Annotated in this window: 15 protein-coding genes; 10 read left to right on the top strand and 5 right to left on the bottom strand. The window is 60.6% G+C overall.

The features are described from left to right. Nucleotides 1-108 precede the first annotated feature (108 nt). Nucleotides 109-1089 carry an ABC transporter substrate-binding protein gene (locus J7E41_RS02390; protein ID WP_214989814.1) on the top strand — a complete coding sequence of 327 codons (981 nt, stop codon included), beginning with the start codon at nucleotides 109-111 and terminating at the stop codon, nucleotides 1087-1089. Between the two features lie 169 nt (nucleotides 1090-1258). On the opposite strand, the gene J7E41_RS02385 is transcribed toward J7E41_RS02390, so the two are convergent. Continuing rightward, nucleotides 1259-2179, bottom strand: a complete 921-nt coding sequence (locus tag J7E41_RS02385; protein WP_214989812.1) for a LysR family transcriptional regulator — start codon at nucleotides 2177-2179, stop codon at nucleotides 1259-1261. A gap of 182 nt (nucleotides 2180-2361) precedes the next feature. Here J7E41_RS02385 and J7E41_RS02380 point away from each other — a divergent pair, with 182 nt between their 5' ends. Further along, entirely contained in the window at nucleotides 2362-3267 is a 906-nt protein-coding gene (locus J7E41_RS02380; protein WP_214989810.1) for a TauD/TfdA dioxygenase family protein, read from the top strand. Nucleotides 3268-3455: 188 nt separating this feature from the next. On the opposite strand, the gene J7E41_RS02375 is transcribed toward J7E41_RS02380, so the two are convergent. Together J7E41_RS02375 and J7E41_RS02370 are read right to left on the bottom strand one after the other, a co-directional pair. After that, complete coding sequence (locus J7E41_RS02375) at nucleotides 3456-5069, bottom strand: alkaline phosphatase family protein (RefSeq protein ID WP_214989808.1); 1614 nt, start codon at nucleotides 5067-5069, stop codon at nucleotides 3456-3458. Between the two features lie 890 nt (nucleotides 5070-5959). Next, nucleotides 5960-6904 (bottom strand): LysR family transcriptional regulator, encoded by a 945-nt coding sequence (locus J7E41_RS02370; RefSeq protein WP_214989806.1) that lies wholly within the window; start codon nucleotides 6902-6904, stop codon nucleotides 5960-5962. A 155-nt stretch (nucleotides 6905-7059) separates the two neighbouring features. Here J7E41_RS02370 and J7E41_RS02365 point away from each other — a divergent pair, with 155 nt between their 5' ends. After that, nucleotides 7060-9420 carry a TonB-dependent receptor gene (locus tag J7E41_RS02365; RefSeq protein WP_214989804.1) on the top strand — a complete coding sequence of 787 codons (2361 nt, stop codon included), beginning with the start codon at nucleotides 7060-7062 and terminating at the stop codon, nucleotides 9418-9420. Here J7E41_RS02365 and J7E41_RS02360 read toward each other — a convergent pair. Then, on the bottom strand, nucleotides 9417-10601 hold the full coding sequence (locus tag J7E41_RS02360) for a CynX/NimT family MFS transporter (RefSeq protein ID WP_214989802.1): 1185 nt from the start codon (nucleotides 10599-10601) through the stop codon (nucleotides 9417-9419). The genes J7E41_RS02365 and J7E41_RS02360 overlap by 4 nt on opposite strands. After that, nucleotides 10588-11049 (bottom strand): nucleoside deaminase, encoded by a 462-nt coding sequence (locus J7E41_RS02355; RefSeq protein WP_214989800.1) that lies wholly within the window; start codon nucleotides 11047-11049, stop codon nucleotides 10588-10590. The genes J7E41_RS02360 and J7E41_RS02355 overlap by 14 nt, the downstream gene beginning before the upstream one ends. A gap of 105 nt (nucleotides 11050-11154) precedes the next feature. Between J7E41_RS02355 and J7E41_RS02350 the strand changes: the two genes are divergently transcribed. From J7E41_RS02350 to J7E41_RS02320, 7 genes are all read left to right on the top strand, one after another. After that, the gene (locus J7E41_RS02350) at nucleotides 11155-12006 is read left to right on the top strand and encodes a LysR family transcriptional regulator (RefSeq protein WP_214989798.1); all 852 of its coding nucleotides are present in this window, start codon (nucleotides 11155-11157) and stop codon (nucleotides 12004-12006) included. A 240-nt stretch (nucleotides 12007-12246) separates the two neighbouring features. Continuing rightward, entirely contained in the window at nucleotides 12247-13062 is an 816-nt protein-coding gene (locus J7E41_RS02345) for an energy transducer TonB (protein ID WP_214989796.1), read from the top strand. A gap of 43 nt (nucleotides 13063-13105) precedes the next feature. Next, a complete protein-coding gene (locus J7E41_RS02340; protein WP_214989794.1) occupies nucleotides 13106-13831 on the top strand; it encodes a MotA/TolQ/ExbB proton channel family protein in 726 nt (241 codons plus the stop codon). A 1-nt stretch (nucleotide 13832) separates the two neighbouring features. Next, nucleotides 13833-14234, top strand: a complete 402-nt coding sequence (locus tag J7E41_RS02335) for an ExbD/TolR family protein (protein ID WP_214989793.1) — start codon at nucleotides 13833-13835, stop codon at nucleotides 14232-14234. Nucleotides 14235-14494: 260 nt separating this feature from the next. Continuing rightward, nucleotides 14495-15076 carry an alpha/beta hydrolase gene (locus tag J7E41_RS02330; protein WP_214989791.1) on the top strand — a complete coding sequence of 194 codons (582 nt, stop codon included), beginning with the start codon at nucleotides 14495-14497 and terminating at the stop codon, nucleotides 15074-15076. Between the two features lie 48 nt (nucleotides 15077-15124). Continuing rightward, nucleotides 15125-16057: a sigma 54-interacting transcriptional regulator gene (locus tag J7E41_RS02325; protein WP_214989789.1), complete on the top strand. Its 933-nt coding sequence runs from the start codon at nucleotides 15125-15127 to the stop codon at nucleotides 16055-16057. Between the two features lie 149 nt (nucleotides 16058-16206). Continuing rightward, nucleotides 16207-16989 carry a MetQ/NlpA family ABC transporter substrate-binding protein gene (locus tag J7E41_RS02320; protein WP_214989788.1) on the top strand — a complete coding sequence of 261 codons (783 nt, stop codon included), beginning with the start codon at nucleotides 16207-16209 and terminating at the stop codon, nucleotides 16987-16989. Nucleotides 16990-17528 lie beyond the last annotated feature (539 nt).

Here is a 17528-nt window from a genome sequence, read left to right as displayed (position 1 = left end):
TATAGTTCTAAAAGTTATTAAATTGTGAATTTATAGTATTTATAGTTTTGATCGGCTTGTGCCTACTTTCTGCTCCCCAGGCAACCGTCGCCCACAGGAGCACTACCCATGAAGCTGCCGTTCAAACGTTTGATCACGCTGTTCGCAGGTACTGCATTGGCCGGGTTGGTACACGCCGCCGACCTCAAGGAAATCCGTATTGCCGTGCCCGACCTGAGTGCGGGTGCCCAACACAGCGGCGGCGGTGTGACGGACGTGTTGCGCCAACAGCAGATCTTTGAAAATGCCTTCGCCGACCAAGGCATCAAGATTCAATGGAATTACTTCAAGGGCGCCGGCCCGGTGATCAATGAAGCCTTCGCCAACGGTCAGGTGGACCTGGCTTATCTGGGCGACCTGGCGGCGATCATCGGCAAGTCCAATGGCCTTGATACGCGGCTGCTCAGTGCCAGCGCGCGAGGTGTGAAACATTATCTGGGCGTGGTGCCGGGCTCGGGCATCAAAACCTTGCAGGACCTCAAGGGCAAGCGCGTCGCGGTGTTTCGCGGCACGGCCAGCCAGCTGTCGTTTGACAGCGCCCTGGCCAGCCAGGGCTTGAGTGAAAAGGATTTGAAAGTGATCAACCTGGACTTCAACGCGGCCGTCGCCGCACTCGCGGCCAAGCAGATTGATGCCACGTGGGGCAGCTCGGGCCTGAGTGCTTTGCAGGCGAAGGGGTTGGCCGAAATACCGCTGAGCACCAAAGACCTCGGTGACGCGGGCAGTATTCAGGCAGTGTTGGTGGGCAGCGGCAAGTTTGTCGATGAGCATCCAGAAGCGGTGGCCAAGTTGCTCAAGGCGCAGCAACAAGCGGTGCAATGGCTGACTGATGACAACAACAAGCAGGCTTATATTGACCTGGTTTCAGGGTTGGCCAGCTATCCGCCGGTGATTCTGACCAACGATCTGAGAGACCAGAAACTCAGCGAGATTTTCCCGTCGAGCCTCGACCCGGTGTTCCTCGGCAAATTGCAGGACGCGGTGGATTTGGCGTCGAAAGAGCGGCTGATTCGCAAGTCGTTCCAGGTGAGTGAATGGGTGGCGCGATAACCCCCGTAACCCCGTAGCAGCTGTCGAGCGCCAGCGAGGCTGCGTCAGGGGCAGCACGGTTTTGAGCCTGGCTTGAGGACGGCCGTGTGGCCAACGCAGCCTCGCTGGCGCTCGACAGCTGCTACGAGTAGGGGCGCGAGCGTCACGCCCATGTCACGATGCCGCCACGCTAGACCGCCACACTCACCTCCTGCCGATCCACCGCCACCAACGTCTCGATCATCGCTTTCGCCGCCGGCGACAACCGGAACCCGGTGCGGCTGACAATCCCGCACCGCGCACTCATGGTCTCCATGTTCTGCGGCAGGTTGCGCCAATGCAGCAGCACCAGCTCACCCTTGGCGACGTCCTCGGCAAACGCTTCTTCGGTGCCCACGCCAATCGCATTGGACTGCAGCACGATCTTCACCAGCGCCGGGAAGTGTTCGGTCTGGATGTTGGGTGAAAAATCCATCCGTCCACTGAGGTTCGCCAGCAGTTTTCGAATGCCCTGGGAGATCAGCGGCGTCGCCAATGGGTAGTCAAACATATCGTTGGTCGACAGGCTGTCCTTGGCCAGCAGCGGGTGCCCCGGCCGGCAGAAAAACACCCCGCGCTTGGGGGTCAGTGCCTGGGTCTGAAAGTTCGGGTCGGCTTCGAACTGGCGGATGTCGGCGATAAAGAATTCGATCTCTTCACGGCTCAGGCTGCGGCTGAGTGTTTCCCAGTTATCCACCTGGAAATGGGTGCGGATTTTCGGGTGGGCGTTGATAAATCGCGCCACCGCGTCGGGCACCAGTTTCACCGCCGGTGCCGGGCCGCAACCGAAGCGCAGTTCACCGGCATCGAGCTTGGTCATGCGCGTCACTTCACTGTTCAACAAGGCGGCGCCCTGCACCAGGGTCAGGGCATGTTGCAGCACCACCTGGCCTTCCGGGGTGGGGCGCAAGTCCTTGTTGCCGCGGTCCACCAGCACGCAGCCGAACTCCTGTTCCAGCCCCTGGATACTGCGGCTGAACGCCGGTTGGGTGATGCCCATGGCGTCCGCCGCGCGTACAAAACTGCGGTGTTCGTTGAGGGCGATGAAGTACCGCAGTTGGCGAAGATCCATATGCTTTCCCGGCATCTGAAAAATAGGTCGAAGGCATTTGCGACCCAGGGACCTGAGGTTTTAAATGCAAGCTCTTATTCCGTCAACGAAGCATACGTTCATTTGCTAGATCTAAATTGCATATGAATAGAGCGTTGTCGACGCGCTTCCCCACCGTAAGCAGGCACATGAGGGTCATCACAATGAGCAATGCCGCACTCGCTGTTCAACCTGTCGCCCAGGCGCTGGACATTCACCCGGTAGCCGGACGCATCGGCGCCGAGATCCGGGGCATCAAACTCTCCGGCAATCTGGACGCTGCCACCGTCGAAGCCATCCAGCAGGCGCTGGTGCAGTACAAGGTGGTCTTCTTCCGTGAGCAGACCCACCTAGATGATCAGAGCCAGGAAGCCTTCGCCCATTTGCTCGGCGAGCCGATTGCTCACCCGACGGTGCCGGTGCGCGACGGCACGCGCTTTCTGCTGGAACTGGACGGCGCCCGTGGTCATCGCGCCAACTCCTGGCACACCGACGTGACCTTCGTCGACGCTTATCCGAAAGCTTCGATCCTGCGTTCGGTGTTGTCGCCGGCCTCGGGGGGTGACACGGTCTGGGCCAATACCGCCAGCGCCTACAACGATCTGACACCTGAGCTGCGTGCGCTGGCGGACAACCTTTGGGCAGTGCACAGCAACGAATACGACTACGCTGCGCGCAAGCCGGACGTGTCGGTGGAGAAGCTTGAGGAGTACCGCAAAGTGTTCACCTCGACGGTGTACGAAACCGAACACCCGGTGGTACGTGTACACCCGGTCAGCGGCGAAAAAAACTTGTTGCTGGGGCATTTCGTCAAACGCCTGAAGGGCTATTCACAGGCCGACTCGACGCAGTTGTTCAACCTCCTGCAAAGCCACGTCACCCGCCTGGAAAACACCGTGCGCTGGCGCTGGAGCACCGGGGATGTGGCGATCTGGGACAACCGCGCTACCCAGCATTATGCGGTGGATGACTACGGTACCCAGGAGCGCATTGTGCGGCGGGTGACGTTGAAAGGTGATGTACCGGTGGGTGTGCAGGGGCATCGTAGCCAGACCATTAAGGGACTGTAGATAACCACGATCTCCAGAACACTGAAGATCAAAAGGGTGGGAGCGGCGGTGCGACGATTCGACTTGCTCGCGAATGTGGTTGTAGCCGCTGCCGAGGTACGAGGCTGCGATGGGCTGCGCAGCGGCCCCCGAGGGGGCGGTCCTGCGGACGCGCATCGCAGCCTCGTACCTCGGCAGCGGCTACAGGTTTACCAGACGCCTATTTGCACCACCTTCTGCGCCTCAGGCTCACCATAACGAAACCGTTGGCCACGCAGATCAATCTCCGCGTGGCTGATGGTGGTGCGTCGCTTCAACCCGCGCAGCCATTCGAACAGATACCCCTGATGAGTCTCGAGCACTTGGGCATACGCAGGATCAGCGCCCAGGTCGCGCAATTCCTGTGGGTCATTTTCCAGGTCAAACAACTGCGCGCGAAAGCCGTCATACGCCAGGTATTTCCAGCGCTCGCTGCGCACCATGGTCATCCGGCAACGGTCGATGGGCTGCTCCAGGCGCTCGCGGGCCGGGGCCTGGAAGGCGTAGTCATATTCGGCGATGGCGTAGCGGCGCCAAGGGATATCTTCGCCGTGCAAAAGCGGGACAAGCGAGCGACCTTCAAGGCGGTGCTCGGCAGCGGGCAACCCCAGAGCCTGCAGGAAAGTGGGCAGGGCATCGATGGTTTCCACCAGGCGTTCATCCACCGAACCACGGCTGATATCGGCAGCAGCCCGCGGGTCACGCACGATCAGTGGAACGCCTACCGCAGGCTCCAGCAGAAACTCTTTTTCTCCCAGGAAATGATCGCCAAGGAAGTCACCGTGATCGCTGGTGAACACGATCAGCGTGTCGTCCCAACGGCCCTTGTTTTCGAGGAAGTCGAACAGCCGACCCAGTTGGTCGTCGATCTGCTTGATCAGGCCCATGTAGGTTGGGATGACGTTGAGCCGAACCTCATCCCGGGAAAAATTCAGGCTCTCCTGGTGTTGGCGGAAGGCCTGGTACACCGGGTGATTGCTGGCTTGCCCAGGCTGCGGCCGAATCGGTTGTTGCACATGCTCGGCGCCATACAGCGCGTGGTACGGCGCCGGGGCAATGTAGGGCCAGTGCGGCTTGATATAGGACAGGTGCAGGCACCACGGTTGTTCGCCTTGCTCGGTGATGAAGTCCATGGCGCGGTCGGTGGTGTAGACGGTTTCCGAGTGTTGTTCGGCCACCCGCGCGGGCAGGTGAGCGTTGCGCATGTGCCAGCCGCTGAGGATTTCTCCTGATTCGCCAGCGGCCGCATTGGCCCATTCATGCCAGGGATTGGTGCCGTCATAGCCGTGTTCGCGCAGGTAATGGGTGTAGGGCGCGGACTCGCGTTTGTCGGTGAATAACGGGCTGTCGGGATAGATCCCGTCGTGGCGAAAGTAGGCGTCGAAACCGACCTCATTCAGTGGCTCGGCCTGGGGGCCGTCGGGGTCAATCTTCAGGCGTTGCAAGGCCTCGAGGTTGGGCGTGGCGTGGGTTTTGCCCACCAGGGCCGTGCGGATGCCGTGGGGGCGCAGGTAATCGCCGATGGTCAGCTCTTCCAGTGGCAGCGGCACCGCGTTCCATGCCACTTGGTGGCTGCTGACGTAGCGCCCGGTGTAGGCCGACATCCGCGATGGGCCGCAGATGGTGCCTTGGGTATAGGCGCGGCTGAAGCGCACGCCGGCTGCTGCCAGGCGGTCGATATTGGGGGTGTGCAAATGGGCGTGGCCGTAGCACGAAAGGTAATCGCGGCGCAGTTGGTCGCACATGATGTAGAGCACGTTGCGCACGGGTTGGGGGTGGGGCATGAGGGTTCACCGATCAGAAGACAGGTGAGGGTTTTCGCTGGTTGGGTGGGGGTGAGGCAAGTGCATTTGGGGAATGGGGGTTATGCAGTGTTTGCATGGATTGGGGGCATGTCCATTTTTTTGGTGATGGCGGCTATTGGTTCCGCTCTTACAGCGGCTCACTTTGCAAAAGCGGCAAAGTAAGCAAAACGCTCTTGCCCCACCACTCGGCACCTCGCTTATGCTCGGTGTGCCCTCACTCCGGCATTACTCCGTGGGCCGCCGCGACGGGCCATCCATGGCCCAACGCGGCTAAACCGGCGTCCTGCCGGTTTACCCACGGACCAATGCCTGCGTTCAGCCAGCGTGGTTTAACGGGGCACCTAAGATCAAAGTCAAAAGCAGATCAAGAACACAGCGGCCTACCGGCCGGCTTGAGTGGTGTGAAGCAAAGGCAAAATCAAAAGCGGGCACGGTCTACTGTGGGAGCTGGCTTGCCTGCGATGCAGGCAACTCGGTTTTTCAGGAACACCGAGGTGATGCCATCGCAGGCAAGCCAGCTCTCACAGAAAAGCAAAAAAAGCAGCTTGGCTGTTGATCTGCTCTGCTTGTGATTTTGATCTAGGCGCCCCGTTAAACCACGCTGGCCGCACGCAGGTATTGCGTAGTGGGCACCCCGGCATGGATGCCGGGGTAGCCGCGCACGGCCATGGATGGCCGATCGTGGCGGGCCCACGGAGCAATGCCTGCGTGCGGGCATGCCGAGCCACGGCGAGGCACCGAGTGGTGGGGCAAGAGCCCTTTTTGGTTACTTTTGGGGCTCTTTTCCAAAAGTGACCCGCTGTAAAAGCGGAACCAATAGTCGCCGTTACCACAGCAACGGATATGCCCCCCAACACCAGCCTATCCCCTCAAACCGCAAAATTCTCCAACACACACACCTCCTCATCCTCTTCATCAACCACCTTGATCTGCTCAATCATCGCCTCCGCCAGCGGCGACAACCGATACCCCGCACGACTGACAATGCCATAGCGGGTATAGCGTTCCTCCAGATCCTCGGCCAACCCTTCAATCGTCAAACACACCAACTCACCCCGAGCCATGCGCAGCACATCGCTGTTGGCACTGACGATGCCAATGGCGTCGGACCGCAACACCACCCCCAACAAGCTGTACCCGTTTTCGCATTCAACATTGGGGATGTAATCAGGCCGCCCGCTGAGGTCGACGATGACCTTGCGCAAGTTCGGCGGGCGGATGGTTACCGCCAAGGGATAACTCATCAGCTCGGCCGCGCTCACGCTGTCCAACTGGCCCAGCGGATGCCCCGCACGGCAGCAGAAATGCCACTTGCGTGGGCGCAGGCGGTACGTCTGGTAGTCCGGGTTGGCTTCGAAGTGGCGGGTGTCGGCGACGAAAAATTCGAACTCTTCGCTGAGCAGCCGCTTGCTCAGGCTTTGCCAATCGTCCACCTGGAACTGCACCCGCGCCTTGGGATAGCGCCCGATAAAGCTGCCGATGGCTCGGGGGATCAACCCAGCTGCCGGCGCCGGGCCGCAGCCGAAACGCAACTCGCCAGCTTCCAGGCCATTGAACTGGCTGATCTCGTTGGCCAGTTGCTGGGCACCGCTAACTAGCCGTCGTGCATGTTCAAGCAGCACCTGGCCTTGTTTGGTCGGCGCCAGGTCCTTGCGGCCGCGATCCACCAGTTGGCACCCGGCGGTGTGTTCAAGGGCCTGAATGCTCCGACTGAACGCTGATTGCGACAGGTTCACCGTCAACGCGGCCGCGACAAAACTGCGCTGTTCGGCGAGGGCGATGAAGTGGCGAAGTTGGCGCAGATCGATATGCATTTTTCACATTAAAAATATCGGGGAAATGCATTGGCTATGCATTAGGTCGACTCCTTATAAAGGCTATCTCTTATGCAGTAAATGTTTGTAAAAACATAAATAAATAACCAAAGGGAATATGTGTTGCTGCCTATTTCCTGATGCCGGAGCCGCTTATGAGCCTGTTGAAGCCCGCTGTCCCTTCCTCTCCCTTGCGGCTCAAGCGCCTGCCCCTGGCGTTGTTGCTGGCTGGCAGCGCGAGTTGGTCCCATAGCCAGGCGGCTGAAACCACGGACGCCGCGCCTGTACCTGCAAGCAAGGGCCAGAGCGCCAGCGGCCAGTTGGAAACCGTCACAGTCACGGCCCGCCGCCGTACCGAAAGTGCACAGGACGTGCCCACGCCCATGAGCGTGATCGGTGGCCAGGCGTTGGAGAGTCAGCGGGTCTACCGGATTCAGGATTTGCAGCGATTGGTGCCCAGCGTCAACGTCGCCTATATGCACGCGCGCCAATCCAGCGTGTCGATTCGCGGGCTGGGCAACAACCCGGCCAGTGACGGCCTGGAAGGCAGCGTCGGGCTGTACATCGACAACGTGTACCTCGGCCGACCGGGGATGGCGGTATTCGACCTGATGGACATCGAGCAGCTTGAAGTATTACGCGGCCCGCAAGGCACGCTGTTCGGCAAGAACACCACGGCGGGGGTGATCAATATCAGCACCCGTGCGCCGAGTTTTACCCCCGAGCGCAGCATCGAAACTTCGTTGGGTGAGGACGGTTACTTCCAAACCAAAGGTACGATTTCCGGGCCACTCACTGACGAGTTGGCGGGACGTTTCTCCGCCTATCGCACCCGCAGCGACGGCGACATCAAGAATGAATACGACGGCCACGACCTCAACGGCGGCTCACGCCAGGGCTTTCGCGGGCAACTGCTGTACAAGCCCAACGAGGCGTTCAACCTGCGCTGGATCGGCGATTACAACGAGGAGGATTCAAGCGCCGGTACCCGTGTGTTGTACAACACCGGGCCGACGATCAACGGCACCAACCTCTATGAGTCGCGGGCGGCTGCGGCGGGGGCGACCCTGGTGGATGGCACCCATCGCAAGGTCAATCTGGACGGCCAGCAGCACGTCACCGTGTTCCAGGGCGGCACGTCGCTGGAGGCCAACTGGACCTTGCCCAGCGACTTCACCCTGACGTCGGTCAGTAGTTATCGCTGGTGGAATTTCACCCCGCGCAACGATGACGGCCTCAACGTGCCGACGTCCTATAACGCCGGCGTGTCGGTGCAAGACAAACAGTGGTCCCAGGAATTTCGCCTGGCGTCGCCCACTGGTGGTTTCTTCGATTACGTGCTCGGTGCCTATTACTTCGGCTCTGACCTGGACAACAAATCCTTTGCCTATTACGGGCCCAAGGCCGACATCTGGAATGGTACACCCGCGGGCGCCTTGAACAACGTCAGCAGCGTTGGCAACGGTCATATCCGCACCGACAGTTTTGCCCTGTTCGCCCAAGGCACCTGGCACCTGACCGAGCGCCTGGATTTCACCGCCGGCTTGCGCGGCACCTACGAAGAGAAAAGCGCCTGGGTCACCCGCAATGCGCCCGTCGGCGGCGCTGCGGTAACGGGCGCCGCCGCCACAGCCCGACGTGGTCGTGCCGGCGCCTATGACTCCGGCGACCTCAACCAATACAGCACCAGCCCGTCCGGCCTGTTGAACCTCAGCTATCGCTTTACCGACAACCTGCTGGGTTACGCCACCTTGTCCCATGGCGAGAAGTCCGGTGGTGTCAACCTGGCGGTGGGCTCTGCGCCGACGGCGGGGGCGGACTCGTTGCTGATCGGTACCGAGCGCGCCAACAACGCCGAGCTGGGTTTCAAAAGCACCTTGTGGGACCGTCGCTTGCAGCTCAACGCCAACCTGTTCTGGACCCAGGTCAACGGCTACCAGACCAACGCCTACGACGACAGCAACCGCGTGCAGTACCTGACCAATGCCGGCTCGGTACGTTCACGGGGCGTAGAGTTGGAAAGCACCCTGGTGCCGATCAAGGGCCTGACGTTGAACGTCAACGGCTCCTTTAACGACGTGAGCTATCTGTCTTACAAGGATGCGCCTTGCCCGCCGGAAGTCAGCCTGCGTCCTGGTGCGCCGGCTTCGTGCGACCTCAGCGGGCATCAAGTGGTGGGGGCTTCGAAGTGGATTGCCAACGCCAATGGCGAATACAAATGGAACCTGGATAACGGCTTCGAACCCTACGTCACCGCCAGCTACGCCTTCCGTTCCAAGGCGGTGGGTACGGTCGAGGATTCCGACTACGGGCAGATCCCCAGCTATGCGGTGGTCAACCTGTCTACCGGGCTGCGCGGCAATTACCAGCAAGGGCAGTGGGACGTGTCGTTGTGGCTGAAAAACGCCTTCGACAAGACGTACTACACCACCCTGTGGACTGGCGGTAACGGTGGCTATGAAGGGCTGCTAGGCACTCCGCGCACGCTGGGGGTGACCGGGCGCTACGACTTCTAGCCGGGCACGGGGGCGGTGCGATAGGTCGCCGGGCTGAACACCCGGGTCACCACCAGCATCGCCACCACGGTCACCAGCAACACCACCCAGGCGCTGACGAAACTGCCGGTCAGCGCGCGCAGCCAGCCGGTCAGCCACGGCGAAATGGCGTTGATCAAAAAGCCTACGCCTTGCACAAACGCCGCCAGTTGCCCGGCTTCCCGAGGGTCGCGGCGGTGGTCGAGGGTCAGCAGCAGGCTAAGCGCAAAGCAGGCGCCAAGGCCGAAACCGATCAGCGCCACCCACAGGTGCGGCTGTTGCAACGGCGCCATCAGCAAGCCGAGATAGCCCGCCGCCTGGGCCAGCAGGCTGATGCCCAACAAGGGCCGACGGTCGACACCTCGTTGAGCCAGGGCTGGCATCAGCAGCGCGGCAATCACCTGGAAAATCGTCATGAAGGCCAGCAGCGAGCCGCTGGGCAACACGCCCCAACCCAGTTGCTGAAAGTAGGCCGGCAGCCACGCCACCATGCTCATATAGCCGCAATTGATCAGGCCAAAATACACCGCCAGCAACCACGCCCGACGATTGCGCAGGCCTTTGAACGGCGTTGTGATCTGCTGACTTTTCGCTGCACCCAGCGGCAGCCAGCTCCATAGCAGCAAAGCCCCCAACGCCGGTAAAAGCCAGATACCCAGCCCTGCCTGCCAGTGCTGAAAATGGCTGGCGAACACAGGGCTAAGCAATGCCGCCAAACCGCCGCCGGCCATTAACGATGCTGAATACACACCCATCGCCAGCGGTACCCGTTGATGAAACTGGCGCTTGATCATTGCTGGCACCAATGCCTGAATCAGCGCCACGCCGGCTCCGCCGAGCAATGCAGTGGCCAGCAGCGCTGCCGCCTGACCAAACATCCAGCGTGCCAGGCATGCCAGCAGAATCATCATCAGCCCAAGGGCAATTCCTCGTCGTTCCCCCAACTGCGCTTCCACGCGTACGCCCACCAGCGCCACCAGGCCCATGCAGATCACCGGCAGGCTGGTGAGCAGGGCACTGCTCTGGAAGCTCAGGCCGGTGGCCAGGCGAATCTCTCCCAACAGCGGGCTGATGGAACTGAGGATCGGCCGCAGGTTGAGCCCCAACACCACCAACAAGCCCCAGCCAGCCAGTTTGCCGGCCAGTGAATTATTCAGCGTCATGCAAGGCCTGCCAGTCGTGATAAAGGGTGGCCATGGCGGCCTGTGGCACATGTTCGATGGCCAGGCGCTGCTCGGTCAGGGGCAGTGCGAGTTGCTGATAAATGGCTGCGGTCGACAAGCCAAATGGCGCCGCCACTTCATTGCTGGCGGCGAACACCACCCGTGATACGCCACTCAGGTACATCGCGCTCAAGCACATCGGGCAGGGCTGGCCGCTGGCGTAGATCACACAGTCTTGCAGGCGGGCACCCAAGCGTTGGCTGGCCGTGCGGATCGCGAGCATCTCCGCGTGGGCGGTGGGGTCCTGGCTCAGGTGGATCTCGTTGACGGCCTCCACCAACACTTCGCCGTTATAGGTCAGTACCGCACCAAACGGACGGCCGCCATCGGCCACGTTGTGTCGGGCCAACGCTACGGCTCGCTGCAAATGGCGTTTATCGTCAGTCATGGAAAGCCTCCGGGCGCAATGAAGGGTGAAGTATGGGCAGCCTGCGAGGTATTCTGAAATTAAATATAACCATGCTAACCAGTGGCAAATGGAATGGTGATGCCCATGTTCGATCCCGTGTTGTTGCGCAGTTTTGTCGCCGTCGCTGATTGCGGCAATTTCACTCGCGCGGCCGAGCGCCTGCACTTGACTCAGTCCACCGTCAGCCAACAAATTCGACGCCTGGAGGAGGGCCTGGGCTGCGTACTGCTGGACCGCGATCAGCGCCGCGTCGTCGCCACCGCCGAGGGCGAGCGGCTGTTGGCCTATGCACGACGGATCCTGACGCTGCACGAAGAAGCGGCCGACGTCATGGCCAATCAGCAAAGTGGTGGCGTGCTGCGCCTGGGTGTGCCCGAGGACTTTGCGGCCGAGAGACTGATGCCGCTGCTCTCGGCCTTTGTCGTGGCTTATCCACGGGTGCGCCTGGAGGTCACCAGTGGTTTGGGGCCCGAGCTACTGCGCCAGTATCGCGGCGGTGAATTCGATGTGCTGCTGGTCAAGCAGATGGGCGACAGCGATGACTGCCTGGCGTCATGGCCGGAACCGTTGTGCTGGGTCGACAGTCGCCGTACGCCGGCCCTGGGCCGTGATCCACTGCCGCTGGTGGCGTTTCCCGTAGGCGGTTTGTACCGCAATGAAATGCTCCATCACCTGGAAGTCGGCGGTTGGCGTTGGCGCATCGGTTATTCCAGCGCGAGCCTGGCCAGCGTCTGCTCGGCAGTGGCTGCGGGGCTGGGGATCAGTCTGCTGCCGGTACGGGTGGTGCAAGCCGGGCATGTGATGCTCGGGCCAGACAGTGGTTTACCGGCAGTGCAGGGCGTGCGCCTGGCGTTATATGGGCGCAGTGGCTTGGGAGCGGCGGGGCAGACATTACAGCGGCAGTTGCTGGAGTTGTGCGGGCGTAATCCGTGCTGAATGGATGCCTTTGGTGAATATTTCTTATGCCTGTAGAGCATTGGAATTCAGCGCCTGGGCGCGAGCCCACGAACGGCGTGGCTTTGCTGTGTGTGTCGATTTTTAATATTCGATTTAAGTCTATGTATAACTTTAAAGGTTACTTTAAGAGATAAGCGTCTGACCCCGATGATTCAGCTCTCGACGGCCGCTCAGGCAGGCCTGTCGGTTTTTTTGCTAAGGACCGTAGGGAGTTAATCAATGGGCAATGTCCAGACCGCTGCCAGTGCACAAGAGGCGCTATGGCGCCAGGCACCGGGTGGTGAGTTGGTCGACCTTGGCCGGCCGCACCGCGTACCGTTGGGGCAGTTGCGTTTGCAGAGAACCCCCAAGCGCATCTTGAGCCGGCGTGAAGGGATTTTGCTGGGGATTCTCGTACTCGCGCTGCATGGCGCGGTGATCTATTGGGTCAGCCAGAAAGAAACGCCGGTGCTGCCGATTGTGCCGCCGGAAATTCCACCGATGACCATCGAATTTTCCCAGCCGGCGCCCCCGGTTGTGGAGCCGCCGCCACCCGTTCCGCCACCACCACCGCCACCTGTGGTCGAGCCGCCGCCGCCGGTGGTGGATGAGTTGGCGGCCAAACCGGCGCCGCCCAAACCGATTCCGAAACCCAAGCCCAAGCCGGTCCCTAAACCCGAGCCCAAGCCTGCACCCAAAGCCGTCGAGCAACCGCCCGCGCCACCGCAACCGGCACCGCCTGCACCAGCGGCTGCACCCGCCGCGCCGGCGCCGGTCACACCGGCCTCGGCCAACGCCGCGTACCTGAAGAACCCGGCGCCCGAGTACCCGTCACTGGCCCAGCGCCGGGGTTGGGAGGGCACGGTGTTGCTACGGGTGCATGTATTGGCCAGCGGCAAGCCGGGGGAGATCCAGATTCAGAAGAGCAGCGGTCGCCAGCAACTCGATGACGCTGCATTGACCGCCGTAAAGCGCTGGAGCTTCGTGCCGGCCAAGCAAGGCGACGTCGCCCAGGATGGCTGGGTCAGCGTACCGATCGACTTCAAGATTCATTGAGCACGGGCTCAACACCACATCGCTTACACCGAGGGAACACATCATGACGTTATTGGCATCTCCACTTGAATCCATCGAAAGCGCGGTGATCTGGCTGCTGGTGGTTTTTTCTGTCGCCACCTGGGGCCTGGCCCTGCTCAAGGGTGTGCAATTCGGTCGCCTCAAGGCCCAGGATCGCAAGTTCCACAAACAGTTCTGGGCCGCATCGAGCCTCGACGCGGCCGCCGAATTGAGTGAAACCCAACCCGGCGCCGCTGCCCGTGTGGCCCAGGCCGGTTATGCCGCGATTCAGGTGGGCGAGGCGCCTCACGCCGCCGACTTGAGCCAGGCGATCAATCATCAGGACCGTTTGGAACGCGCTTTGCGCCAGCAGATCGTCCGTGAGCGCCGCTCCCTGGAAACCGGCCTGGCCGTGGTCGCCAGTATCGGCAGCACCTCGCCGTTTATTGGTTTGTTCGGCACCGTGTGGGGGATCATGGAAGCGTTGAAAGGCATCAGTGCCGCCGGTTCCGCCAGCCTGGAAACCGTGGCCGGTCCTATCGGTGCGGCATTGGTCGCGACCGGCGTGGGGATCGCCGTCGCCGTGCCGGCGGTGTTGGTCTACAACTACTTCCTGCGCCGCCTGAAGCTGACCGCCGCCGACCTGGACGACTTCGCCCACGACTTCTACAGCCTGGCGCAAAAGAATTCGTTCCGCGTGTTGATCCATCCGGCCCTGCACAAGAACGCAACCCCGGGCGGCACACAGAAAGTGAAGGAGGCGTCCTGACATGGCCTTCTCCACACAAGACAGCGACGAGGTGTTGAGCGAGATCAACGTCACACCGCTGGTGGACGTGATGCTGGTGCTGCTGGTGGTGTTTATCGTCACCGCCCCGCTGCTGACCAACGCGATCCCGATCAACTTGCCCAAGACCGAAGCCGTGGCGCCGGTGGAGCAGAAAGACCCGCTGGTGGTGAGCATCGATGCGGCGGGCAAACTGTTTATCAACAAGGACGAAATCCAGCCGAATCTGCTGGAGTTCAACCTGCAGGCGGCCAAGGCCAAGGACCCGGAAGTACGGGTGCAACTGCAGGCCGATGATGGTGTGAATTACGGCGAAGTGGCCCGGGCCATGGCGTCTATCGAGCGAGCAGGCATCACCAAATTGTCGGTGATTACGGCACGTTAGTTTCAAAAGCCTCGACAATTTTTTGGCCGTCTCCTTGGCAGGGTGCGGCCTTTTTTTTGCGTCGCAATCCTTGTCGCCGCCCTCGAGGGTCGCATTCGTCGGAATGCCGCACCAAACCCATCGCAGCCTCGTGCCTCGGCAGCGGCTACAGTGCTATATATTCGATATGGGTATTAATAAATAGCTTCTTATTCCTTAACGAATATATGACCCATCCCTATACTGATCAGCAACGTTAAACGCTGCAGGAGGGCAGACCCATGCACAGCGAGTCGATTCGTTATCTGATCGTGCCGGGCTGGCAAGGATCGCCAGAAGATCATTGGCAAAGTCACTGGCAGAACAGCCTGCCCAACAGCGCCCGCGTGGAACAGGCCGACTGGCTGACGCCACGCCGCGAAGACTGGGTGGCGGCACTGGCTGAAGCCATCGCCGCCGACAGCACGCCGGTGATTCTGATTGCCCATAGCCTGGGCTGCATCACGGTTGCCCACTGGGCGGCCACCGCGCCGGTGGAGTTTCTGCGTCAGGTGCGTGGTGCCTTGCTGGTGGCGCCGGCTGATGTCGAACGACCTGCCTGCGCGCCCGCCCTGCGTAACTTTTCGCCGATTCCCACTGACCTGTTGCCGTTTCCATCCCAGGTTGTCAGCTCCGACAACGACAGCGCCGTCAGTGCCCCTCGGGCCGTGGAGCTGGCGCGTAACTGGGGCGCCGAAGCCGGGATCCTGGCGGGTGCCGGGCATATCAATGTGAAGTCCGGCCACCAGCGCTGGGAACAGGGATTCGCCTACCTCTATCGTCTGCAAAATCGCCTGGAACAGCACTCCCGGCGCCGTGCATAAATTTTCTTCAACGCCCCGTCCCTGCGCGGATGTGGGCGGGAGCCTGCCATGAGCTTGCATGAAACCTACGGCCAGCCGCTGCTGACCTTTCCCGACGCCGATAAAAGCCCCCTGAGTATCCGTGCCAAGGCGCTGGTGTTTGTCGACCCACGTTCCCGGCAACTGCGCGAAGACCTGGAAAGCCTGGCGCCGCGTGCGTTGCCGGTGCTGATTCGCGGCGAAACCGGCAGCGGCAAGGAGTTGCTGGCGCGGCATATCCACCGCGGCAGTGACCGCACCGGCTTGTTCGTCTCGGTCAATTGCGGCGCCATCAGCCCCACCTACGCGGACGCCGAGTTGTTTGGTTATGCCGCTGGCGCCCATAGCGGCGCGGCCAGTAGTCGTGCGGGTTGGTTCGGTTCGGCCAATGGCGGCACGCTGTACCTGGATGAAATCGGCGACTTGCCGCTGCCGATCCAGATCAAACTGTTGGCCGCTCTGGAGAATCACGAAGTCACCCGCGTCGGGGCTCATCAGCCCAGTCCGGTGGATGTGCGGTTGGTAGCGGCCACCAGCATCGACCTGGCCCAGGCCGTGGCGGTCGGTAAATTTCATGAGCGCCTGTTCCATTACCTCAACGAAGGCCAGCTTGAATTGCCCGCCTTGCGCGAGCGAGTGGGTGACATTTTGTCCCTGGCCGAGTACTTCCTCGGCATCTACAGCCAGCGCCTGGATTTGCCTGTGCCGCTGATCAGCGATGCGGCTCAGCGAGTGCTGGAACACCACAGTTGGCCGGGCAATACCCGCGAGCTGGAAAACGTCATTCACTTTGCGTTGCTGGTCAGCAGTGGCGATGAAATCTTGCCGGAGCATCTGAATTTGCCGGTGAGCCCACCGTCGCTGGCGCAGATCGAACACCAGGCCCGGCAGATCCTCAATCACGGCACCGACGCCGAGCGCCGCGCGTTGAAGCGTCTATTGGAAGGGTTGGCGTCTGTATGAGCAAAATGGAATATCAAAGTGAATAAAAGATATTGTTCGGGAATAAAAAATCTCGGTATTGTCCGTTCCACGCCGCGATAGCAATTCGCTGGCACACCACATAAGAAGCGGCCGTCGCTGACGCCCCGGATTTTCGAGAAGGACACTGCATGAAAAAGGTTCTGTTGTTTACCGCACTGGCGGCTGCCCTGACTGCTGGCATCGCCCAGGCCAACGAGAAACTGGTCGTTGCGGCCACTCCGGTCCCGCACGCGGAGATCCTTGAGCTGGTCAAACCGACCCTGGCCAAAGAAGGCGTTGACCTGGAGATCAAGGTCTTCACCGACTACGTACAACCGAACGTGCAAGTGGCCGAGAAGCGTCTGGATGCCAACTACTTCCAGACCCTGCCGTACCTGGAAAACTTCAACAAGGGCAAAGGCACTAACCTGGTCACCGTGGTCGGTGTGCACGTTGAACCTTTCGGTGGTTATTCGAAAAAGATTAAAAATATTTCAGAGCTGAAAGACGGCGCCACCGTAGCGATCCCGAACGAAGGCAGCAACAGCGGGCGCGCACTCTTGCTGCTGCAGAAGGCGGGTGTGATCACCCTGAAAGACCCGACCAATGCCCTGGCTACGCCGAAAGACATTGCCAGCAACCCGAAAAACCTGAAGTTCAAGGAACTGGAATCGGCCCTGTTGCCACGGGTCCTGGACCAGGTTGACCTGGACATGATCAACACCAACTACGCCCTGGAAGCTGGCCTGAACCCAGCCAAGGATGCGCTGATCATCGAAGACGCCAAATCGCCGTACGTGAACTTCCTGGTGGCCCGTCCGGACAACAAGAACAGCGACGCCATCCAGAAGCTGGCCAAGGCCCTGACCAGCCCGGAAGTGAAAGCGTTTATCGAGAAGAAGTACAACGGCGCGGTCGTGCCGGCGTTCTGATCGAACTCCAAAACCCCTTCAAGGTTTAAACGCCGACGGCTAATACAGCGTCGGCGTTTTTTATGGTTGGAATACGATCAAAAATGTGGGAGCTGGCTTGCTCGCGAAGGCGGTGTATCCGTCAGCAGATGTGTTGTCTGACCCACCGCATTCGCGAGCAAGCCCGCTCCCACACAAGCCCGCTTCCCCATTGGACCTCCGTCAGTTTAGAGGTCCCGGCGATTGATCGCCCGTCGCAGCGCCACCAACCACTTCACCAAATCCTGTGGGTCAATCGGTTTTGTCTGTGCCATTTGTCATTCCCTCGCCCGTTAAATGGCCCCCAGCCTGGCCAACCGCTGCCCATCCCTGTAGCGCAGCGCTGATAAAAAGAAGACTCCTACAACCCCGAGAGCAATAGCTGTCGCCTGCTTATCCCGCGAATCCGCAGGTTAGCTGTTTGGGTGATATCAATATGCTATTTGGGTATTTAAATTTTACTTTTTATACCTTTAAAGTCGGTGCTACTCGACGTTATCCACGTCGATTCGGACCGCACC

Source organism: Pseudomonas fluorescens, from assembly GCF_018614655.1.
GTDB classification, from domain to species: Bacteria; Pseudomonadota; Gammaproteobacteria; order Pseudomonadales; family Pseudomonadaceae; genus Aquipseudomonas; species Aquipseudomonas fluorescens_BX.
This window is presented reverse-complemented; position numbering and strand designations above follow the sequence as displayed.